This is a genomic window from Gottfriedia sp. NPDC058432, assembly GCF_042721555.1.
Taxonomy (GTDB): domain Bacteria; phylum Bacillota; class Bacilli; order Bacillales; family Bacillaceae_G; genus Gottfriedia.
Map to the genome: position 1 here is coordinate 14,572 of NZ_JBHXLC010000032.1, position 21,248 is coordinate 35,819.

The following is a 21,248-nucleotide window of genomic DNA, read 5'->3' on the forward strand; positions in this document are numbered from 1 at the left end:
CTTTTTTTTGTCCATACATAATCTAAGAAAAGAGAGCGAACTCGTAGTGTACTTAAGCAATTTTGGAGGGGAAGGCATGTGAATATTAATGTAGGGGATATAGTAGAAAGAGCATCTTATAAATATGACCTAGTTTTTCGAGTAGTGGAGGTAAAACAAATCGGGGATGAAGTCATTGCTGTTTTATATGGTGACGATTTTCGTTTAATTGCTGATGCGCCTTTATCCGACCTGCGAGTAATCATTGAATCAGAGTATCGAGAAAAAGGTAAGAGATCATCTGTTCAAATTGAGGAAAACTACAAACTATTTAAAAGGGAAGCTATGGAGCAAAAAGAAAAAAGAAGATTTCAAGCAACGAATGGATTTAGAACAGATGTAAATCTTTTTCAAATACCAGGTCGGGTTCTTCACATCGATGGAGATCCAATTTATTTAAAAAAATGTCTTGAAATGTATAATAAGATGGGTGTTCCCGTTGAGGGAATCTATTGTAAGGAAACAGAATTACCAACGAAAATTGGTTATTATTTAGATCATTATCGCCCCGATATACTAGTTATTACTGGTCATGATGCATACACAAAGGCAAAAGGGGTCGTTACTGATTTAGAAGCTTACAGACATTCAAGATATTTTGTCGAAGCTGTAAAAGAAGCGAGAAAAAAGGTTCCATCTTTAGACCACCTTGTTATTTTTGCTGGGGCATGTCAATCTCACTTTGAAGCGATTATACGTGCGGGAGCAAACTTTGCCAGCTCACCAACGAGGGTAAACATACATGCTTTAGATCCCGTTTATGTAGTTGGGAAGATAAGCTTCACATCATTTATGGATCGAGTAAATGTTTATGAAGTAGTTCGTAATACAATTACAGGTGAAAAAGGACTAGGCGGAGTAGAAACAAAAGGAATTTTAAGAACAGGGCTACCTTTCCAATCGATGGAAGAGGAATAAGGAAAAGATTTTCTACATTAACGAGAGAACTCGTTTGTAGAAAATCTTTTTTTTATTTTCATACATAAATTTTCTGATTTTCACAAATAATAATCGGGTGTTGCAAAAAAATATTGACAGGTAACCTGTATCGTTGGTATAATTTTATCTTTTTTGACTTAGTTTACATAAGATGGTATACTTGTCATAGTGAGGTGGTATGAAATGGCAAAAAAATTATCTGAAATAAAGGATACTTTAGATAGTCATGTTGGAAAACGACTTACATTGAAAGCAAACAGCGGCCGTAGAAAGACTGTGGAACGTTCCGGTGTATTAGCAGAAACATATCCATCCATATTCGTAGTACAATTAGATCAAGAAGAGAACACATTTGAACGCTTATCTTTTAGTTATGCAGATATTTTAACAGAAACAGTTGAATTGTTTTTCTGTGATGACCATACAAGTGGACTAATGGCGAATGGGCAGTAGAATTTTCTACTGTCCTTTTCTTTTTATTATTCATGAAATTTAACAGATATACACATACTAATCATGTCGAAGTGGAAAAAGGGGGTTGCTTTTTTTGGGTAGAAGAAAAAAAGGTATCATGTCACAGGGCTTTAAAGAAGAACTTGCAAAAGATCTTGGTTTCTATGACGTCGTTCAAAAAGAAGGCTGGGGAGGCATCCGAGCGAAGGATGCCGGCAACATGGTTAAAAGGGCAATCGAATTAGCTGAGTTACAATTATCTAATAAGCAACAATAAACAATCTTCACTTCGACAAGCGAATTTGTCTACACATCAAACCGAAGCAAAATGCTTCGGTTTTTGTGAATCTTCTTAAAAGAAAATTTACTGTTCTAGCTTACTTTCATTGGGTTACATTTTTCTTATGAGTTAATTATGATACAATAGCAAAAAAGTAAGTGTTCATAAGAAGGTGAGAATAGTGAAATTAATGGTGAAGGCTCCTGCGAAAATAAATCTTTCATTAGACGTAGTAGGGAAAAGAGACGACGGTTATCATGATGTAAAAATGATCATGACAACAATCGATTTAGCCGATCGAATTGAATTAGAGCTTATTCAAGAAGATAAAATTGTCGTTACATCACATAATCGGTACGTACCTGATGATCAACGCAATTTAGCTTATCAGGCTGCGATGCTACTAAAAGAAATGTTCGGAGTTAAATTAGGAGCGCATATTTTTATTACAAAAAATATTCCTGTAGCTGCTGGTTTAGCTGGAGGTAGTTCAGATGCAGCGGCAGTACTAAGAGGTCTAAATAAGCTTTGGAATTTAAATTGTTCGTTAGATGAATTAGCGGTAATTGGTTCTAAAATCGGGTCGGACGTATCATTTTGTGTTTATGGAGGAACAGCTATAGCTACAGGTCGTGGTGAAAAGATTGAACATATCGATACACCCCCACCTTGTTGGGTTATTTTAGCGAAACCGACACAAGGCGTTTCAACAGCTACTGTTTATCAAAAGCTTAAATTAGATAATGTTCAACATCCTGATGTAAATCGTATGGTAAATGCCATTTCGAATAAAAATTACGACGATATTTGTCTGTCATTAGGAAATGTATTAGAATCAGTTACATTGCAATTACACCCTGAAGTTGCAATGATTAAGGATCAAATGAAACGTTTTGGTGCTGATGCCGTTTTAATGAGCGGAAGTGGTCCAACAGTATTTGGATTAGTTCGCCATGATTCTAGGATGAATCGTGTTTATAACGGACTAAAAGGTTTCTGCGATCAAGTATACGCCGTTCGGATGTTAGGTGAAAGGGAAAAACTTGATTAAAAACGAATATTATTATAAAATTTTTATAAAATATTCGTGATTTGAGGTGCTGCATGAAAATTAGAAGAAGCTCTCGTCTTGTAGGTATGACACACTATTTGTTGCATCATCCACAACAATTAGTATCATTAACATTTTTTGCTGATTTATATGCGTCTGCTAAATCATCAGTAAGTGAAGATTTAGGTATTATAAAACAGACGTTCGAACAGCAAGGAATTGGGACACTATTGACTGTGCCAGGAGCAGCTGGTGGTGTAAAGTATATTCCTAGTATTAGTAATCAAGAAGTAAATACAGTAATTGAAGAATTATGTGATTTACTTCAAAAACCAGACCGAGTGTTGCCTGGTGGATACTTATATATGACTGATATATTAAGCAATCCTAACTATGTTAATAGTGTAGGCCGTATGTTTGCATCTATATTCAGTAATCAAAAAATAGATATTGTTATGACAATCGCAACGAAGGGAATTCCTTTAGCGTATGCTGTTGCAAACTTTTTAAATGTACCAGTTGTAATTGTTCGTCAAGATAACAAGGTAACGGAAGGGTCAACAGTAAGTATTAACTACGTATCTGGTTCTTCAAAACGTATACAAACAATGTCATTGGCAAAAAGAAGCATCGAGGCAGGTTCAAATGTTTTAATTATCGATGATTTCATGAAAGCTGGTGGAACGGTTACTGGTATGAAAAATTTGCTTAAGGAATTTCAGGCAAATGTTGCGGGAATTGGTGTATTAGTTGAGGCAGTAAATATTGAAGAAAGATTAGTTGAAGATTATATATCACTTGTAAAGCTATCTGAGGTAAATGAAAGAGAACAGCTTATTCGAGTTGAAAGAGGCAATTTCCAAGAAGAATCATTTATTAAAACTGAAAGCTTATAGTCGTTAGATAAATAAGCTACTTGTATATAATGAAGAAGGGGAAGATACATAATGCAATTAATTCATACTGATCATGCACCAAAGGCAATTGGACCATATTCTCAAGCGATAATCGCTAACGGATTATTATACACTTCTGGACAAATTCCATTAACTGTAGAAGGAAATATTGTAGAAGGTGGAATTGAGGAACAAACAAAGCAAGTGTTTGCAAACCTTAAGGCAGTGCTAGAAGAAGCTGGAACAGACTTATCAAAAGTTATTAAAACAACTGTATTTTTAAAAGATTTAACAACTTTTGTTGACTTTAATGCTATTTATGAAGAGTTTTTCAATGGACACAAACCTGCAAGAAGCTGTGTGGAAGTTGCAAGACTACCTAAGGACGTATTAGTAGAGATCGAATGTATCGCAGTTATATAAGCCCAAAACCTGAAATTTTTTCAGGTTTTTTTTATTTTCACTGAAATTTAATTAAAAAATTCCGATAAATAGATTGAGGCCTCCTATTTAATAAACTTTTGTAAAAATTAAATAATTTAAATAAAAAAATTTCCAAAAAGAAGGAAATTACTGATAATTGTTGAAACTTACTAATTATGGTTTAAGTTGATAAAGGTGGTGAACAAGATGGAAGTGACAGACGTAAGACTACGCCGCGTAAACACGGAGGGTCGTATGAGAGCTATTGCATCAATTACATTAGATCATGAATTTGTTGTTCATGATATTCGCGTAATCGATGGTAATAACGGTTTATTTGTAGCAATGCCAAGTAAACGTACTCCGGATGGAGAGTTCCGTGATATCGCTCATCCGATTAACTCTTCAACTCGTAGCAAAATACAGGATTCTGTACTAGCTGAATATCACCGTGTAGGTGAGTTAGAAGAAGACTTTGAAGAAGCAGGTGCTTCTTAAAAATATGACCAAAAAGAACCCATTAATGTATAATGGGTTCTTTTTTTATGGTATAATAAAATGGATGTATTTTGTGGAAAAATATTAAAATTAGCATTTTGAGCTACCAGGTATAGGTATTTAGATTGATGGAGGATGACTATGTCAAATAAATATGCGATTGTTCTAGCTGCAGGAAAAGGTACTAGAATGAAATCAAAATTATATAAAGTACTACACCCTGTTTGTGGGAAGCCTATGGTTCAACATGTTGTAGACCACGTAATATCAGTTGGTGTACAAAATATTGTAACCGTTGTAGGTCACGGAGCGGAATTAGTTAAAACACAAATAGGTGATCATAGCGAATATGCTCTACAAGCTGAGCAATTAGGCACTGCACATGCTGTTATTCAAGCAGCGCCAATGTTAAAAGATAAAGAAGGAACTACTTTAGTAATCTGTGGCGACACTCCTTTAATTTCACCAGAGACAATTCAAGCTTTATTCGATGAGCATGAAAGATTACAGGCAAAAGCTACAATTTTAACAGCTCATCTTGAGGATTCAACTGGTTATGGTAGAATAATTAGGGGCGAAAATGGGTCTGTATTAAAAATTGTTGAGCATAAGGATGCAAATCCAGAAGAGCTAACAGTTCAAGAAATAAATACAGGTACATATTGCTTTGATAATAAAGCATTATTTGAAGCATTAAACGAAGTAAACAATAATAACGCTCAAGGTGAGTACTACTTACCAGATGTTATTGAGATACTAAAAGCAAAAGGCGAAATAGTAGCTGCATATAAAACAGCAAATTTCGATGAAACATTAGGTGTAAATGATCGATATGCATTATCTATTGCAGAATCAATCATGCGCAAAAATATAAACAAAAAGCATATGTTGAACGGTGTAACGATTATTGATTCAAATAGCACATACATCTCTGCAGATGCAAAAATTGGTTCGGATACAATTATTTACCCTGGTACAATGATCTATGGAAATAGTATAATTGGAACGGGTAGTACAATTGGCCCAAATACTGAAATTATTGATAGTGAAATTGGTAATGATACAGTTATTAAACAATCGGTTGTACATGAAAGTAAAATTGGTCATTCAACTTCAGTTGGACCATTTGCTCACATTCGTCCGGCGTCAACATTAGGTGATGAAGTTCGAATTGGAAATTTTGTTGAAACTAAGAAAGTTACTTTTGGTAACGGAAGTAAAGCATCTCATTTAAGCTATATTGGTGATGCGGAAATCGGTCAAGGTGTTAATCTTGGTTGTGGCTCAATCACTGTGAATTATGACGGTAAAAACAAGTTTAAAACAACGATTGAGGACAATGTCTTTGTTGGTTGTAATTCAAATTTAATTGCACCTGTAACTGTGAAAAAAGGTTCATACATTGCAGCTGGTTCAACAATTACAGATGAAGTTCCAGAAGATTCACTAGCAATTGCAAGAGCAAGACAAGTGAACAAAGAAGGTTACTATAAAAATTAATTATAGATAAAAAGAAAAGAAAAAAAGCGGAGGGTACACGAAACATGCCTAATCATTATCCAGACAAGCATTTAAAAGTATTTACTCTAAACTCGAATCCTAAATTAGCTGAAGAAATTGCAAAACACATTGGTGTAGAGCTTGGTAAATGCTCGGTTTCTCGTTTTAGCGATGGAGAAGTGCAAATTAACATAGAGGAAAGTATCCGTGGTTGTGATGTATTTATCATTCAATCAACAAGTTTCCCTGTAAACGAAAGTATTATGGAATTATTAATTATGATTGATGCTTTAAAACGTGCATCTGCAAAAACAATTAATATTGTAATTCCTTATTACGGCTACGCTCGTCAAGATCGAAAAGCTCGTTCACGTGAGCCAATTACATCTAAGTTAGTTGCAAACCTTCTTGAAACTGCTGGTTCAACTCGAGTGATTACACTTGATTTACATGCACCACAAATTCAAGGATTCTTTGATATTCCGATTGATCATTTATTAGGTGTACCTATCCTTTCAGATTACTTTAGAAAAAAACAGCTTGAAGATATCGTAATTGTTTCTCCTGACCATGGTGGAGTAACAAGAGCACGTAAAATGGCAGATCGTCTAAAAGCTCCGATTGCTATCATTGATAAACGTCGTCCAAAACCAAATGTTTCTGAAGTTATGAACATCATCGGTAATATTGAAGGTAAAACGGCTATCTTAATTGATGATATTATTGATACAGCTGGTACAATTACACTTGCTGCTAATGCATTAGTAGAGCACGGTGCAAAAGAAGTATATGCATGTTGTACACACCCTGTATTGTCTGGACCGGCAATTGATCGTATTGAAAACTCTTGTATTAAAGAATTAGTTGTAACAAATTCAATTTGTCTTACTGAAGATAAAAAGACTGATAAACTTGTTGAATTATCAGTTGCTGGCCTATTAGGTGAAGCGATTATTCGTGTATATGAAGAGCAATCAGTAAGTACTTTATTTGATTAATATAAAAATTACATCTTTGCTTTAAAACTTATAAGAGGACGTAACCAGAAGTGGTTACGTCTTTTCGTAATATAACCAAGATTAGAATGGAGGATAATAAAATGAAGTTGTTTGTAGGATTAGGCAACCCGGGTAGAGAGTATGAAAGAACGCGACACAATATTGGTTTCATTGCGATCGATGAATTGGCTCACCGATGGGGCATTTCATTAACCCAACAAAAATTTAATGGTATTTATACTTCAGGAATTGTGAACGGAGAAAAAGTTTTCTTATTAAAACCTTTAACATATATGAACTTGTCAGGTGAATGTGTAAGACCGTTTATGGATTATTTTAATATTGATTTAGAAGATCTTGTCGTACTATATGATGAAATGGATATTCCAACCGGAAAGCTACGTCTACGTACAAAAGGAAGTGCTGGGGGTCATAATGGTATAAAGTCATTAATTCAGCATTTAGGAACACAGGAATTCCAACGTGTTCGAATTGGAGTAGATCGTCCGTCAAATGGAATGAGTGTCGTAAATCATGTATTATCAAACTTCTTTGAAGAAGAAATCGCGGAAGTAGTTGATGGTGTAAAAAGAGCCGCAGATGCATGTGAATATTTTTTAAAGCATTCTTTCGTGGATGTAATGAATCAATATAATAAAAAATAAAAAACAGGAATTTAAGCTTTCACATTGAATAAGTATAGTTAGTACAATCCATACTGTATATATGAATTTTTTTGTAGTATGGAGGAAGTAATGGAATTATTAGATTGTCAGTGTAGGTATTGTAGTAAACAAATGGGTAGTATTGAAAAACAACAGTTGTTACAAGTTTCATCTTCGTATTGTCATTCTTTCGATGAAGAATTGAGCGATTTTGTAAACTTTATTCAATCTCCTAATCAAGTAATTTATATTGTGTGCGAGGATTGCGAAATGACTCTATCTGAGTTTCCACATTACCATGAATATAAGAATTTCATAAATTAAATTGCCTTTGGTTTATAACTGAGGCGTTTTTCTGTTTTTTTCTAGACTCCGTTAAGATGGAGTGCGTTTATCTATACAAATGCCACTTAAAATGGAGCAAATTACTAAAAAACTATAAATATAAACTTCAACTAAGATTATTGTTACTTAGATTGACTGTTAGGGGAGATTGACTTCGTGATTGGTTTAATTGAACAATTTAACCAGTATAAAGATATTAAGAAAATAATAAACGGCCTAAAAAATGGGTTAAGAGAACAATTAGTTACAAACTTAACGGGGTCTGCGAAAACATTGCTTTCTGGAGCTGTTTTTAAAGAAACTGGACAAACGCAGTTAATCGTGACAAATAATCTTCTCCAAGCTCAAAAAGTATCGGAAGATCTAAAATCAGTAGTTGGGGAAGACAAAGTATTTTTATATCCTGCAAATGAACTGATTGCTTCAGAGATTGCAGTATCAAGTCCAGAGCTTAGATCACAAAGATTAATTGCGTTAAACAGTTTGATGTCAAAAAAACCGTCGGTAGTGGTTACACCTGTATCGGGATTAATTGGCTATTTGCCATCTCCAGAATTATGGTCTAGCTACCAGATCAATTTTGAAATTGGTGAAGATATCGACTTATCGAATTTGGTTTCAAAGTTTGTCCAAATGGGCTATGAACGCGTTGGGATGGTCGAAAGTAAAGGAGAATTTAGCGTACGCGGAGGAATTCTTGATATTTATCCATTAACGTATGAAGATCCTATTCGAATTGAACTCTTTGATACAGAAATCGATTCGATCCGTTCGTTTTCTCCTGATTCCCAAAGATCTATTACAAAGTATGAGAGTGTCCAAATTGGCCCAGCGACGGAAAGAATTATTTCCAAGACTGATTTGCAATTAGGAGTTCAACGAATCGAACAAGCTTTTAAAGAAACCCTATCAAAAATAAGTGACCAACAAGTAAAAGAGTTATTGGTTGAAAAGGTAACTTATGATCTTGAGCAATTAAAGCAAGGGCAATTGATTGATCAAATATATAAATATTTTGGTCTAATCTATGAAAACCAATTTAGTTTACTAGATTACGTTCCTAAGGAAACTGTTGTCGTTATTGATGAGATTTCGAGGGTCCATGAAATCGTAGAGCAGCTTAAAAAGGATGAAGCAGAGTGGTATACTTCCTTACTAGCTGAAGGAAATGCGTTACATGGAGTAAGTTTTTCACATGACTTTTTTGAATTACTACATTCGAGAAAGCGTCAACAAATTCATACGAGTCTTTTTCCAAGAAGAGTACCTCATACGCATCCAGAACAGGTAGTTTCGATTCAATGTAAATCGATGCAAGAGTTTCATGGTCAAATGAGCTTGTTAAAAAATGAATTAGACCGTTGGAAGAAAAATAAATATACAATCGTTATGCTCGGCGAAAGTGACGAAAGAACAAATAAAATTGAAAATATATTAGAAGATTACAAAATTGAAGGTAAAATTATTTCTTCTCTTGAACAAATCAAAAATGGTGAAGTATACATCATGAAAGGTGATCTTCGTTCTGGATTCGAACTTCCTTTAGAAAAATTCGTTCTAATAACAGAGCGTGAGCTATTCACGAAAAAAGCTAAGAAGAAAAAAAGAATCAATACAAAGTTATCAAATGCTGAACGAATAAAAAATTACTCAGAATTAAAAGTTGGAGATTATGTTGTTCATGTAAATCATGGTATTGGTAAGTTTTTGGGAATTGAAACATTAGAGATTAATGGTATTCATAAAGATTATTTACATATTCGATATCATGGCGACGACAAGTTATTCGTACCAATTGAACAAATTGATCAAGTTCAAAAGTATGTTGGATCTGAAGGTAAAGAGCCGAAGATTTATAAGCTTGGTGGAACTGATTGGAAAAAGGTTAAGAAGAAAGTTGAAGGCTCCGTTCAGGATATAGCTGATGACTTAATTAAGCTTTATGCAGAACGAGAAGCATCAAAAGGCTACGCTTTTTCACCTGATGGCTTGGAACAACAAGAATTTGAATCTTCATTTCCTTATCAGGAAACTGACGATCAACTTAGATCAATTCATGAAATTAAAAAGGATATGGAAAGAGAACGTCCAATGGATCGACTGCTTTGTGGTGACGTAGGATACGGAAAAACTGAAGTAGCTATTCGAGCTGCTTTTAAAGCAATTGTGGAAGGTAAGCAAGTTGCTATTTTAGTTCCTACTACAATTTTGGCACAGCAGCATTTCGAAACATTAAGGGAAAGGTTTCAAGATCACCCAATTAATATCGGTGTGTTAAATCGTTTCCGATCTCGTAAACAGCAGCTTGAAACGATGAAAGGCCTAAAAGAGGGCTCTGTCGATATAGTAGTTGGAACACATCGCCTATTATCGAAGGATATTTTATATAAAGATTTAGGACTTTTAATTATTGATGAAGAGCAAAGATTTGGTGTATCTCATAAAGAAAAAATAAAGCAACTAAAAGCAAATATAGATGTTTTAACGTTAACTGCAACTCCGATTCCTCGTACATTGCATATGTCAATGCTAGGAGTAAGAGATTTATCAGTTATTGAAACGCCACCAGAAAATCGTTTTCCGGTTCAAACATATGTAGTTGAATATAATGCTGCATTAGCGAGAGAAGCGATTGAAAGAGAGCTTGCCCGAGATGGACAAATATATTTCTTATACAATCGGGTAGAAGATATTGAACGTATGGCTGAACAGATTTCGATGCTTGTACCAGATGCAAAAGTAGCTGTAGCACATGGTCGAATGAATGAAGGCGAATTAGAATCAGTTATGTATGCCTTTTTAGATGGCCAATACGACGTATTAGTAAGCACGACGATTATCGAAACGGGCGTGGATATTCCAAATGTTAATACATTGATTGTATATGATGCAGATCGAATGGGATTATCAACACTTTATCAATTAAGAGGACGTGTAGGACGTTCGAATAGAGTAGCGTATGCTTATTTCACATATAAACAGGATAAAGTACTGACTGAGGTTGCCGAGAAGCGTCTGCAAGCAATTAAAGAATTTACAGAACTAGGTTCAGGTTTCAAAATTGCTATGCGTGACTTATCAATACGAGGTGCAGGAAATCTACTTGGAGCACAACAACACGGATTTATCGATTCGGTTGGTTTCGATTTATATTCTCAAATGTTAAAAGATGCAATCGAACAGCGTAGAGGAGTTAAGAAAGAAGATATCATTTCAATTGAAATTGACATTGAAGTTGATGCTTATTTACCTGATACGTATATTCAAGATAGTAAGCAAAAAATTGAGATGTACAAGCAATTTAGACGTGTTGAAACGTTTGAAGAGTTAAATGATTTACAAGATGAATTAATGGATCGTTTTGGTGATTTCCCGGTAGAAGTAGGCTATCTATGTCAAGTTGCTCATATTAAACTTTTAGCGATTGCAGAGCAGATTGAGCTTATTAAACAAGTTAAATCAGAAGTAAGTGTTTATTTCTCTGAGAAGGCAAGTACTAATATTGATGGTGGAAAGTTATTCCAATTATGTAATTCATTCGGAAGAGGCATTGGCCTAGGAATGGATGGATCGAAATTAAAAGTAACGCTAGACGTAAAAGGAAAAAATCCAGCTGACTGGCTTACAACGCTAGAAGGTTTAATTAATGGATTAAAGAACGTGAAAAAAGAGAGTGTAAATGCATAAGAAAGTAGTACGAATGGCTTCTTTATTTTGGTGATAAAGTCATTAAAAGTTACCAAAAAGTGCTTACAGTACTATATTTTTAGTAAAGGTGTTAAAAAATCTCACTTATTTTGTATAGAACTTTCGTTGTGTAGGATACTATCATTAATTAAGGGTGACCTTACCTCATTGTCACTCGGGTATCTTTCATCAACGTAGACATGCAAGTAAGTGAGGAGGCGCTTTACAAGTATGAAAGCAACAGGTATTGTTCGTCGAATTGACGATTTAGGTCGAGTAGTAATACCAAAAGAAATTAGGAGAACTTTACGGATTCGTGAAGGTGATCCATTAGAAATATTTGTGGACCGAGATGGAGAAGTCATTTTAAAGAAATATTCACCAATTAGTGAATTAAGTGATTTTGCGAAGGAGTACGCTGATGCACTTTACGACACACTTGGACATACAGTCATTATAAGTGACCGAGATTCAGTCGTAGCAGTTGCGGGGGCTTCCAAAAAAGAATACTTAAACAAAAACATTGGTGATATCATCGAAAAAACTATGGCAGAGCGTAACTCAAAAGTAGTTGGCGAGCCTGGGGAAGCTTCATTTATCGAAAGTGTTATTGAAAAATATCAATCCTATGCAGTAGGAGCAGTCATCGCAAGCGGGGATCCAATTGGAGCTGTTGTTATCTTTTCAAAAGATAAAACAATTTCTGAAGTTGAAAAGAAAGCAATCGATACTGCTACTAACTTCTTGGCTAGACAAATGGAGCAATAATCATATATGAAGTACATGGGCCAGTAAAGGAATATTACCTTAACTGGTCTTTGTTTTTTCGTTTTACCCTTTGGCATAAACTACTGGATGTACATTTAATAAAAACACCATTACTTGCTAAATTTGGAAAAGAGAGGTTTTTTCTTTTGGCAACTCTTTACATAAGCCCTAATAATGTAATACATTAAAGGGTGAACCGTCTAACAAAGGAGTTGTTATCCTTTTGCAAAAAGCTAAGCAAAAAGCAGCCCTACAAGGGGCTTTGTTCATAACAATAGCATCATTATTATCGAAAGTACTAAGTGCGTTTTATAAAATTCCTTATCAAAATATTGCCGGCGATTTAGGTTACTATATTTACCAACAAGTATATCCTGTCTACGCAATTGCTTTAGCTTTTTCTACATATGGCTTTCCTTTAGTTTTATCATCTTATGTTGCTGAAAGATTGGCGAAAAAAGATGATAAAGGTGCTAAAGATTTGGTTTATGCAACATTTATGATGTTGTTAGTCATTGGTATATTGTGTTTCTTTACTTTATACATAGGAAGTAATAGTATAGCGAAGTTTATGCGTGATGATCATCTAGCGATGTTAATTCGTGTTGTTAGTGTTGGCTTTTTATTTGTCCCAATAACTTCAGCATTTCGAGGATATTATCAAGGATTAGGGGATATGGGACCTACTTCAGTCAGTCAGGTGATTGAGCAATTAATTCGAGTTATTACGATTTTAGTGCTGTCACTTTATTTAATGCAAACGACCGACAATCTTTATATTGTAGGTGCAGGGGCCGTTTCAGGTTCGATACTTGGTAGTATAGCAGCGATACTGTACTTCTTTTATTGGGTTTCTTTTCGGGGCTCTGGTTTAACGATACCATCATTTGGTTTGCTTAAAACCTATCGCTTAGAATTAAAAACAATTTTATATCAAGGAATCTTACTAAGCTTAAGTAGTTTAGTACTTGTATTCATTCAGTTTATTGATTCACTCTCTTTTTATCCGTTATTAGTACAATATGGTTACCATGTTGAAGGTGCTAAGCTAGTAAAGGGTATTTATGACCGTGGATTTCCACTAATTCAATTAGGCTCTGTCATTGCTTCATCATTTTCACTGGCCCTAATTCCGTACTTATCTAGTGAATTGGTTCGTAAAGAACATCATTCTATTAATACTCGAATATCAGGTGCCATCCGAGTAAGTATTGTAGTAGGAGCAGCGGCAACAATTGGGTTAATTTCAATTATCCATCCGACGAATATCATGCTTTATCGAAATGATTTAGGAACGGATGTCCTAACTGTTTTATGTATATCGATCTTCTTTGCTGGCGTATCGATTACGACATCTTCAATTGCACAAGGGTTAGGTAAAAGTTTAATTCCAGCTTTAAATGTAATTGCTGGAGGATGTGTTAAATTTATTGGAAATGTTATTTTAATGGAGCAAATCGGATCGAAAGGAGCAGCATATTCAACGGTATCTGCTTTAATCATTGTTACGATTTTGAACTTAGCTTATATATATAAATTGTCAAAAGTTACATTTTTTGACTTTAAGTTTATTGTGAAATTACTAGTATCTTTAGCCTTTATGTATGGTTGTGTATATGGTTATGAATACGTTTATGAAAAATATGCAATGTTTATTAATCCGCTTCGTTTAAGGATGTTAGTTGAGGCGCTATCTTCAGCGGTTGTAGGTGCGATCGCATTTGCGGTTGTATTAATAAAAATTAAGTTATTTACAGTAGAAGAGCTAAGCTCAATCGTTAAAAGCGAAAAACTACAGAAATGGCTTTCTTAAAAGAACAGGAGGATCAAAATGAACAAGATTACAGTTTTAGGTTTAGGTGCAGGTGACCTTAATCAGCTTCCGTTTGGTATCTATAAAGTGTTACAAAAAACTGACAATCTATATTTACGTACAAAAGACCACCCTGTTATAAGTGAATTAGAAAGAGAAGGATTAACGTTCCAATCATTCGATGAAATTTATGAAAAACATGATCGCTTCGAAGAGGTATATCAAGAAATTGTTCATCTATTGGTGAAAGCTTCTGAAGAAGGGGCAATTACATATGCTGTGCCAGGACATCCTCTTGTAGCAGAAAAAACTGTTCAGCTATTAATAGAGCTTGCAGATAAAGGAAAAATCCAGCTAGACATCAAAGGCGGACAAAGCTTTTTAGATGCAATGTTTACTAGTTTGAAGATTGATCCAATTGAAGGATTCCAGTTTGTTGATGCAACGGATTTAGAGTCGGAATCGATTACGTTTAGACAGCATTTGATCATCTGCCAGGTTTATGATCAAATGACTGCCTCACATGCGAAATTAAAGCTAATGGAGCAGCTTCCCGATGATTATGAAGTCGTAATTGTTACTGCAGCGGGTAGTGCAACTGAGCAAATAAGAAGAGTACCATTGTTTGAGTTAGATCGTGATACATCAATTAATAATTTGACAAGTGTTTATGTTCCTCCAGTTAAAAATGAAGAGGATCTATATCATCAATTTGAAACGCTTCGCTCTGTCATAGCTACTTTAAGAGGACCTAATGGTTGCCCGTGGGATCAAAAGCAAACCCATGAATCATTAAAGAAGTACTTACTAGAAGAGGCATACGAGCTTCTTGAAGCAATCGATGAAGAAGATGATGATCATATTATTGAAGAACTTGGAGATGTATTACTTCAAGTCATGTTACATGCTCAAATTGGAGAAGATGAAGGTTACTTCTCAATTCAAGATGTAATTCAAGGATTAGTAAGCAAGCTAATCTATCGTCACCCGCATGTATTTTCAACGGTTCATGTGAATGGTGAGGAAGACGTATTAAAAAATTGGCAAGAATTAAAACAAGCTGAAAAGGGACACGTCGTTGAATCCGTTCTTTCAGGTATACCAAAGGATCTGTCAGGATTATTAAAAGCAGAGAAGCTTCAAAGTAAAGCTGCGAAAGTAGGGTTTGACTGGAAGGAACTACCGCCGGTTGTAGATAAAGTTAATGAAGAGTTAACTGAAGTTCTTGATGCCATCAAATTGAAAGATCAGTCTAAAGTTGAAGCGGAACTTGGTGATCTATTATTTAGTATTGTTAATTTAGCACGTTTTATTGATGTAAATCCTGAAGAAGCGATTTTAAAAACAAATATGAAATTTACAAAACGTTTTCAATATATTGAATCAAGACTTCGTGAAATAAATAAGGCATTTTCTGATGTATCTCTTGAAGAAATGGATGAGATATGGAATGAAGCTAAAAAATATGAATAATGTCTAAATGAATGAGAATTGAGGAGAATAAATTATGAGACTTGATAAATTTTTAAAAGTATCGAGAATTATTAAGCGTCGTACACTTGCAAAAGAAGTAGCTGATCAAGGCAGAATAACGATCAACGGAACAGTTGCAAAAGCATCTACAGAAGTCAAAGTAAATGATGAATTAAAAATTCGTTTTGGACAGAAAATTGTTACTGCAAAAATTAATTTACTTAAAGAGACTGTTCGAAAAGAAGAAGCAGATGCAATGTATACGATCATAAGTGAGGAAAAACTGTCAGATAGCTTGTTCTAAAAAAGTTGTCCCTTCATATACTTTTACAAATAACACTGTATTAGGAATCGATTTACAAGTGGTACAGTTTATGTAAATGGAGGGACTAGTATGAATAATCCGTATGAGTTAAATGCGAAAAATACAAGCCAAATAATCGAGCAGGATTTATCGTTAAAAAGTAGAAGATATCTTGAAATTACTGGAGTAAAACAAGTTGAGAGCTTTGATAGTGAAGAGTTTCTATTAGAAACAGCATTAGGATTTTTGCATATTAAAGGTCATAATTTACAAATGAAAAACCTCGATGTAGAAAAAGGTCATGTAGCAATAAAGGGAAAGATTAATGAACTTTGTTATATTGACGAATACAATTCGGGGAAAGCTAAAGGAATCTTTAGCAAGCTATTTAAATGAGCTTAAACGTTCAGTTCTACTCAATGATAGCGATGGTCGGTATGGGTGCTTATCTTGGTATGGCACTAGATACATACCATCGTTTTTTATATCGAGGTACTCGTAATCGATTGATTGTATTTGCAACTGATATTTTATTTTGGGTTTTTCAGGCTCTACTAGTTTTTTATGTATTATACTTAGTTAATGAAGGTGCACTCAGGTTTTATTTACTATTAGCTTTACTATGTGGTTATGCGGCATATCAAAGTCTATTTCGAACTATTTATAAAAAGATATTAGAATTTATTATTCAGTTGGTTATTGGCATTTATCGCGTTATAGTAAAGTTAATCGTAATATTTATTGTAAAACCTATAAAGTGGATTATTCAGGTAATAATTGTAATTCTTTTGTTTATTTATGGACTCCTTATTCGACTAATCCGTTTAGTTTACAACGTTCTACTATCAATTCTTTTGTTTTTCGGCAGAGTATGTTGGTTTTTTGTGCCAAAACGAGTCAAAAACTATTTAATACAATTTAAAGGAGTTTTCGGAAAATTCAAGAATATCTTCCTTACTACTATTAAAAAAGTAAAGGACCTTTTAGATAGGAGGAAGAAATAGGTGGAACATGCGAGAAAGTTGGATTTAACTAGTCAAGTTCAAGATAAACAAAATATTACTTTAGTTGAAGAACAAGGTGTTAAGCCTAGGAGAAGGAGTTTTAAAAAGTTTTTAGTGCGCATTTCATTATTTTGCTTTTTAACTGTCCCCCTATTTTTTTTATTACAATCTCATTATGTAACACAACAACATGTGTATTCATCTAAAGTAAAACAATTAAAACTAGCAAAGGTGGATTTAAAGAGAACAAAGAGTAAGGTTGAGGATTCAAAACGCATGATTGACCAATTGAACGATGATCAATATATTATTGAGTTAGCTAGAAAAAACTTATTTTTTTCTAAAAAGGGAGAAATAATTTTTCCCAATATCAAGTAATTATCGTTTCATTGACACTTGTTTTTATAATTTTATATAATATAGTAAATCCAGTTAAACATTTTTAAGGAGGAGCATTTTTTTTATGTCAATTGAGGTAGGCAGCAAAGTTAGTGGGAAAGTTACAGGGATTACAAATTTTGGTGCTTTTGTAGAGTTACCAGAAGGAGTAACTGGACTTGTTCACATTAGTGAAGTAGCTGACAACTATGTTAAAGATATTAACGAACATTTAAAAGTTGGCGATGAAGTAGAAGTAAAAGTAATCAATGTTGAAAAAGACGGTAAAATCGGTCTTTCAATCAAAAAAGCGAAAGAACGTCCACCAGTAAAAGAGGGAGAGCGTGAGCAAAGACCTCGTCAAAGCAGACCTTCATATGGAGGCGGCGGTGGTGGAAACCGTGGTAAAAATCAAAACCGTTCGGATCAACGTCCGGTTAAAGAAACATTTGATCAAAAAATGAGTAAATTTTTAAAAGACAGTGAAGATCGTCTAGCTTCTTTAAAACGCAACACAGAATCTAAACGTGGTGGCCGTGGAGCTCGTCGAGGCTAATTTCCTACCTTGTCAGGACATAAATAGGTATATAGAACACGCACTCTTTAATGGGTGCGTTTTTGTATGAAAAAAATAATAAAATAACATTTGAAAAAACTGTTGACGGGTAATTAGTACCATGATATTATAAATCTTGTCGTTTAAAGATTATGGCGGTGTAGCTCAGCTGGCTAGAGCGTACGGTTCATACCCGTGAGGTCGTGGGTTCGACTCCCTCCGCCGCTACCATTCCCTTTAACGGCCCGTTGGTCAAGCGGTTAAGACACCGCCCTTTCACGGCGGTAACACGGGTTCGAATCCCGTACGGGTCATACAACAACAAAAACGTTTGGTCTCTATAAGAGAGGCTAAGCGTTTTTTTTTCTTTTCCAGGAACATACGTGTCCTCCTTCTCTTAATCACATACTTCATTCCAAACTTTCTCTCTTTATTCTGAATTTCGATTGACATAAAATTTAATAATTGCGTTTCTTTTACCCTATTAGAGAAATTATGCTGCAAGCTTTACTCATATTTTGTAAAACAGTTGTACGTAAAAGCTTTTTCCGTCGAAGAAAACTTTTATTTGCCTTTGTCATTTTGACATATTCCTTCAATTGGACAAGTTAAAATATGTTCAATAAACCAAATCGGATGAGGTGGAAATATGACGAAACTGCAAAGAGGGTCTTCTAATTCTACAGCGAGCTTAGTCCCTACTAATGGTATTCAATCAGTATTTCGGCAATCTTCTAAATCAATTAAATCCAAATTAGAGAGAGCATTCTTTGATTTTGGGCTACTAATCTTTTTAACGGGATTTTTATTAGGACGAGCGTTGATACTATCACATATTCTCCCGTTTGTATTACCGTTTTTTGCCTCAGTTTATATGATGAAACGTGAGCGTACAGGAATAGCCTTCGTTGCTCTTATGATCGGTTCATTAACTGTATCGATTGAAACGGTTAGTTATGCATTTGCCACAATTATCTTATTTTTTATCCTCAATATTTTCTTTGCTAGAGTTAAACGACATTATATAGGTCTTGTACCTTTTCAAGTATTTTTATCCGTATTCATTAGTCATCTACTAATTGCATATGCTTTCCAACAAGAAGTTCTAATGTACGATGTATTAATGGCTTCAGTTGAAGCGGGATTAAGTTTTATTTTAACGATGATCTTTTTCCAAAGTGTACCTCTACTTGCGATTCCTAAAAGAAAACAGCTTTTAGGTGTTGAAGAAATCGTATGTTTAGTTATTCTTTTAGCTTCGGTTGTGACGGGGACAACTGATTGGTATATTCAAGACTTATCTATTCAGCATATTGTTACTAGATATATTGTCTTACTATTTGCCTTCGTAGCTGGGGGAACGGTCGGTTGTACAGTAGGGGTTGTAACGGGTCTTATATTAAGTCTAGCAAGTGTTTCAAGTTTATACCAAATGAGCTTATTAGCATTCTCTGGATTACTTGGTGGCCTACTAAAAGAGGGTAAAAGATTGGGTGCGGCAGCTGGACTATTAATTGGGACATGCCTAATCAGCTTTTATGCAGAGAAACAGTCTGATATTATCTTTTCCATCATTGAATCAGTGATTGCGATTGTCTTATTCTTATTGACGCCGAATTTCCTGCTAAAACAATTAGCTAAACTAGTACCTGGGACAGAGGAACACTCTACTGACCAACAGCAGTACTTACGTAAAATAAGAGATTTGACGGCGAATCGAATTACTCAATTCTCTAATGTGTTTGAAGCGTTATCGGCAAGCTTCTCACAGCCTAGTCAGTTTGCGCATATTGAAGATGAATTAACTGATGAAGAGCTTTTCATTTGCAGTATTTCAAATAAGTGCTGTAATAGCTGTATGAAAAAGGATCATTGCTGGTCAAACAACGGTGACCGGACATATCAATACATGGAAAATATGATGCAATTAGTTGAAAAGGACCAGCTTATTAAGAATGGCCAATTTATGAGAGAGTGGGAAAAATATTGCCAACGTTCTTCAAAAATGGCAGATTTAATGAAGCAAGAGGTTTTCTACTTCCGTGCAAATCAAAGACTTAAAAAACAAGTTCAAGAAAGTAGAAGATTAGTGGCAGAGCAATTGCGCGGGGTTTCAAAAGTAATGGTCGATTTTGCAAAAGAGATTCAACGAGAAAAAGAAAATCATCAATTACAGGAAGACCAAATCCTACAAGCTTTATTAAACTTTGGAATTGATGTTAGCCAAGTAGAAATTTATAACTTAGAGCAAGGTAATATTGATATAGATATCTTAATTCCGTTTGAGAACGAATATGGTGAGTGCCAAAAACTAATTGCGCCGATTCTATCAGATATTTTAAAAGAGACGATTGTCGTATTAAAAGAAGAGGCAGCGACAATACCAAATGGAGGTAATTACTTAGTTACATTTGGATCAGATAAGGCATTTGTTATTGAAACTGGGGTTGCGACGGCAGCTAAAGGTGGAGGCTTTATATCGGGTGATGCATTTAAAATAATGGACGTTGGAGCAGGAAAGCACGCTATTGCAATTAGTGATGGAATGGGGAATGGAGAGCGAGCTCATATTGAAAGTAATGAGACATTAAAACTACTTCAAAAAATATTAAATTCAGGTATTGAAGAAACAGTCGCTATTAAATCGATTAATTCGATTCTATCTTTACGTACTACTGAAGAGGTCTTTGCTACATTGGATTTAGCGATGGTTGATTTACACGATGCTTCAGCAAAATTCTTGAAAATTGGTTCATCGCCAAGCTTTGTTAAACGAGGAAAGCAAGTTATTAAAATTGAAGGTAGTAATCTACCAATCGGGATCATTGATGAATTTGACGTAGAAGTCGTAAGTGAGCAGTTAAAAGCTGGAGACTTATTAATTATGATGAGTGATGGTATTTTTGAAGGTCCGAAACATGTTGAAAATTACGAAATGTGGATGAAACGTAAAATAAGTGAATTTGAAACTGATGATCCACAATCAGTAGCAGAATTGTTACTGGAGGAAGTAATTCGTTCGAATACAGGTGATATTAATGATGATATGACAGTTGTGGTTGCTGTCGTTAAACGAAACTTGCCAGAGTGGTCATCTATCTCATCATATAGCGCAATGGCTTAGTAAAATAAATTAAATAAAGGTTTATCCCCTCCCGTAATTGGACAAAATGGTAAC

At 34.7% G+C, this 21,248-nt stretch carries 21 protein-coding genes and 2 tRNA genes; all 23 read left to right on the plus strand.

From position 1 onward, the window contains the following. The first annotated feature begins 78 nt into the window (after positions 1 to 78). The 23 genes from yabG (at position 79) to spoIIE (ending at position 21,194) form a co-directional block, all read left to right on the plus strand. A complete protein-coding gene (gene yabG, locus ACFWM3_RS22230) occupies positions 79 to 957 on the plus strand; it encodes a sporulation peptidase YabG (RefSeq protein ID WP_056474498.1) in 879 nt (292 codons plus the stop codon). 204 nt (positions 958 to 1,161) lie between these two features. Beyond that, positions 1,162 to 1,431: a biofilm formation stimulator Veg gene (gene veg / locus ACFWM3_RS22235; RefSeq protein ID WP_056474496.1), complete on the plus strand. Its 270-nt coding sequence runs from the start codon at positions 1,162 to 1,164 to the stop codon at positions 1,429 to 1,431. Positions 1,432 to 1,549: 118 nt separating this feature from the next. Further along, positions 1,550 to 1,708, plus strand: coding sequence for a small, acid-soluble spore protein, alpha/beta type (locus tag ACFWM3_RS22240; protein WP_056474548.1), 159 nt, complete (start codon positions 1,550 to 1,552; stop codon positions 1,706 to 1,708). Positions 1,709 to 1,892: 184 nt separating this feature from the next. Next, positions 1,893 to 2,762 carry a 4-(cytidine 5'-diphospho)-2-C-methyl-D-erythritol kinase gene (ispE, locus tag ACFWM3_RS22245; protein ID WP_056474493.1) on the plus strand — a complete coding sequence of 290 codons (870 nt, stop codon included), beginning with the start codon at positions 1,893 to 1,895 and terminating at the stop codon, positions 2,760 to 2,762. 53 nt (positions 2,763 to 2,815) lie between these two features. Then, positions 2,816 to 3,658, plus strand: a complete 843-nt coding sequence (purR, locus tag ACFWM3_RS22250) for a pur operon repressor (RefSeq protein ID WP_056474490.1) — start codon at positions 2,816 to 2,818, stop codon at positions 3,656 to 3,658. A 51-nt stretch (positions 3,659 to 3,709) separates the two neighbouring features. Next, positions 3,710 to 4,081, plus strand: coding sequence for a RidA family protein (locus ACFWM3_RS22255; protein ID WP_056474488.1), 372 nt, complete (start codon positions 3,710 to 3,712; stop codon positions 4,079 to 4,081). A gap of 207 nt (positions 4,082 to 4,288) precedes the next feature. After that, positions 4,289 to 4,579 carry a septation regulator SpoVG gene (gene spoVG, locus ACFWM3_RS22260; protein WP_056474486.1) on the plus strand — a complete coding sequence of 97 codons (291 nt, stop codon included), beginning with the start codon at positions 4,289 to 4,291 and terminating at the stop codon, positions 4,577 to 4,579. 141 nt (positions 4,580 to 4,720) lie between these two features. Beyond that, positions 4,721 to 6,079: a bifunctional UDP-N-acetylglucosamine diphosphorylase/glucosamine-1-phosphate N-acetyltransferase GlmU gene (gene glmU / locus ACFWM3_RS22265; RefSeq protein ID WP_390312966.1), complete on the plus strand. Its 1,359-nt coding sequence runs from the start codon at positions 4,721 to 4,723 to the stop codon at positions 6,077 to 6,079. A gap of 44 nt (positions 6,080 to 6,123) precedes the next feature. Continuing rightward, positions 6,124 to 7,077 (plus strand): ribose-phosphate diphosphokinase, encoded by a 954-nt coding sequence (locus ACFWM3_RS22270; RefSeq protein WP_056474480.1) that lies wholly within the window; start codon positions 6,124 to 6,126, stop codon positions 7,075 to 7,077. 101 nt (positions 7,078 to 7,178) lie between these two features. Continuing rightward, on the plus strand, positions 7,179 to 7,742 hold the full coding sequence (gene pth / locus ACFWM3_RS22275) for an aminoacyl-tRNA hydrolase (RefSeq protein ID WP_082459581.1): 564 nt from the start codon (positions 7,179 to 7,181) through the stop codon (positions 7,740 to 7,742). A 90-nt stretch (positions 7,743 to 7,832) separates the two neighbouring features. Next, complete coding sequence (locus ACFWM3_RS22280) at positions 7,833 to 8,066, plus strand: anti-sigma-F factor Fin (RefSeq protein WP_056474476.1); 234 nt, start codon at positions 7,833 to 7,835, stop codon at positions 8,064 to 8,066. Positions 8,067 to 8,243: 177 nt separating this feature from the next. Beyond that, a complete protein-coding gene (mfd, locus tag ACFWM3_RS22285) occupies positions 8,244 to 11,774 on the plus strand; it encodes a transcription-repair coupling factor (RefSeq protein WP_056474473.1) in 3,531 nt (1,176 codons plus the stop codon). A 231-nt stretch (positions 11,775 to 12,005) separates the two neighbouring features. Next, the gene (gene spoVT / locus ACFWM3_RS22290) at positions 12,006 to 12,542 is read left to right on the plus strand and encodes a stage V sporulation protein T (RefSeq protein ID WP_056474471.1); all 537 of its coding nucleotides are present in this window, start codon (positions 12,006 to 12,008) and stop codon (positions 12,540 to 12,542) included. A gap of 223 nt (positions 12,543 to 12,765) precedes the next feature. After that, positions 12,766 to 14,355 (plus strand): putative polysaccharide biosynthesis protein, encoded by a 1,590-nt coding sequence (locus ACFWM3_RS22295; protein ID WP_390312967.1) that lies wholly within the window; start codon positions 12,766 to 12,768, stop codon positions 14,353 to 14,355. Between the two features lie 18 nt (positions 14,356 to 14,373). Next, a complete protein-coding gene (yabN, locus tag ACFWM3_RS22300) occupies positions 14,374 to 15,828 on the plus strand; it encodes a bifunctional methyltransferase/pyrophosphohydrolase YabN (RefSeq protein WP_390312968.1) in 1,455 nt (484 codons plus the stop codon). 34 nt (positions 15,829 to 15,862) lie between these two features. Next, positions 15,863 to 16,132, plus strand: coding sequence for an RNA-binding S4 domain-containing protein (locus ACFWM3_RS22305; RefSeq protein WP_056474461.1), 270 nt, complete (start codon positions 15,863 to 15,865; stop codon positions 16,130 to 16,132). Between the two features lie 90 nt (positions 16,133 to 16,222). Beyond that, entirely contained in the window at positions 16,223 to 16,528 is a 306-nt protein-coding gene (gene yabP, locus ACFWM3_RS22310) for a sporulation protein YabP (RefSeq protein ID WP_056474457.1), read from the plus strand. Beyond that, positions 16,525 to 17,136 (plus strand): spore cortex biosynthesis protein YabQ, encoded by a 612-nt coding sequence (gene yabQ, locus ACFWM3_RS22315; protein ID WP_390312969.1) that lies wholly within the window; start codon positions 16,525 to 16,527, stop codon positions 17,134 to 17,136. Before yabP ends, yabQ begins: the two co-directional genes overlap by 4 nt. Then, entirely contained in the window at positions 17,137 to 17,514 is a 378-nt protein-coding gene (locus tag ACFWM3_RS22320) for an FtsB family cell division protein (protein ID WP_056474450.1), read from the plus strand. An 85-nt stretch (positions 17,515 to 17,599) separates the two neighbouring features. Beyond that, the gene (locus tag ACFWM3_RS22325; protein WP_056474447.1) at positions 17,600 to 18,070 is read left to right on the plus strand and encodes a S1 domain-containing RNA-binding protein; all 471 of its coding nucleotides are present in this window, start codon (positions 17,600 to 17,602) and stop codon (positions 18,068 to 18,070) included. A 154-nt stretch (positions 18,071 to 18,224) separates the two neighbouring features. Further along, positions 18,225 to 18,301: transfer RNA gene (locus ACFWM3_RS22330), tRNA-Met, on the plus strand. A gap of 11 nt (positions 18,302 to 18,312) precedes the next feature. Beyond that, positions 18,313 to 18,384, plus strand: a tRNA-Glu gene (locus ACFWM3_RS22335). Between the two features lie 335 nt (positions 18,385 to 18,719). Then, positions 18,720 to 21,194 (plus strand): stage II sporulation protein E, encoded by a 2,475-nt coding sequence (gene spoIIE, locus ACFWM3_RS22340; RefSeq protein ID WP_056474443.1) that lies wholly within the window; start codon positions 18,720 to 18,722, stop codon positions 21,192 to 21,194. Positions 21,195 to 21,248 lie beyond the last annotated feature (54 nt).

Excerpts from the sequence above, each read along its gene's own strand:
- pth (WP_082459581.1), top strand. The coding sequence starts at position 7,179 with ATGAAGTTGTTTGTAGGATTAGGCAACCCGGGTAGAGAGTATGAAAGA.
- ACFWM3_RS22325 (WP_056474447.1), top strand. The coding sequence starts at position 17,600 with ATGTCAATTGAGGTAGGCAGCAAAGTTAGTGGGAAAGTTACAGGGATT.
- purR (WP_056474490.1), top strand. The coding sequence starts at position 2,816 with ATGAAAATTAGAAGAAGCTCTCGTCTTGTAGGTATGACACACTATTTG.
- yabQ (WP_390312969.1), top strand. The coding sequence starts at position 16,525 with ATGAGCTTAAACGTTCAGTTCTACTCAATGATAGCGATGGTCGGTATG.
- spoVG (WP_056474486.1), top strand. The coding sequence starts at position 4,289 with ATGGAAGTGACAGACGTAAGACTACGCCGCGTAAACACGGAGGGTCGT.
- glmU (WP_390312966.1), top strand. The coding sequence starts at position 4,721 with ATGTCAAATAAATATGCGATTGTTCTAGCTGCAGGAAAAGGTACTAGA.
- spoIIE (WP_056474443.1), top strand. The coding sequence starts at position 18,720 with ATGACGAAACTGCAAAGAGGGTCTTCTAATTCTACAGCGAGCTTAGTC.
- ACFWM3_RS22255 (WP_056474488.1), top strand. The coding sequence starts at position 3,710 with ATGCAATTAATTCATACTGATCATGCACCAAAGGCAATTGGACCATAT.
- ACFWM3_RS22270 (WP_056474480.1), top strand. The coding sequence starts at position 6,124 with ATGCCTAATCATTATCCAGACAAGCATTTAAAAGTATTTACTCTAAAC.
- veg (WP_056474496.1), top strand. The coding sequence starts at position 1,162 with ATGGCAAAAAAATTATCTGAAATAAAGGATACTTTAGATAGTCATGTT.
- spoVT (WP_056474471.1), top strand. The coding sequence starts at position 12,006 with ATGAAAGCAACAGGTATTGTTCGTCGAATTGACGATTTAGGTCGAGTA.
- ACFWM3_RS22240 (WP_056474548.1), top strand. The coding sequence starts at position 1,550 with ATGTCACAGGGCTTTAAAGAAGAACTTGCAAAAGATCTTGGTTTCTAT.
- yabP (WP_056474457.1), top strand. The coding sequence starts at position 16,223 with ATGAATAATCCGTATGAGTTAAATGCGAAAAATACAAGCCAAATAATC.
- ACFWM3_RS22305 (WP_056474461.1), top strand. The coding sequence starts at position 15,863 with ATGAGACTTGATAAATTTTTAAAAGTATCGAGAATTATTAAGCGTCGT.
- yabN (WP_390312968.1), top strand. The coding sequence starts at position 14,374 with ATGAACAAGATTACAGTTTTAGGTTTAGGTGCAGGTGACCTTAATCAG.
- ACFWM3_RS22280 (WP_056474476.1), top strand. The coding sequence starts at position 7,833 with ATGGAATTATTAGATTGTCAGTGTAGGTATTGTAGTAAACAAATGGGT.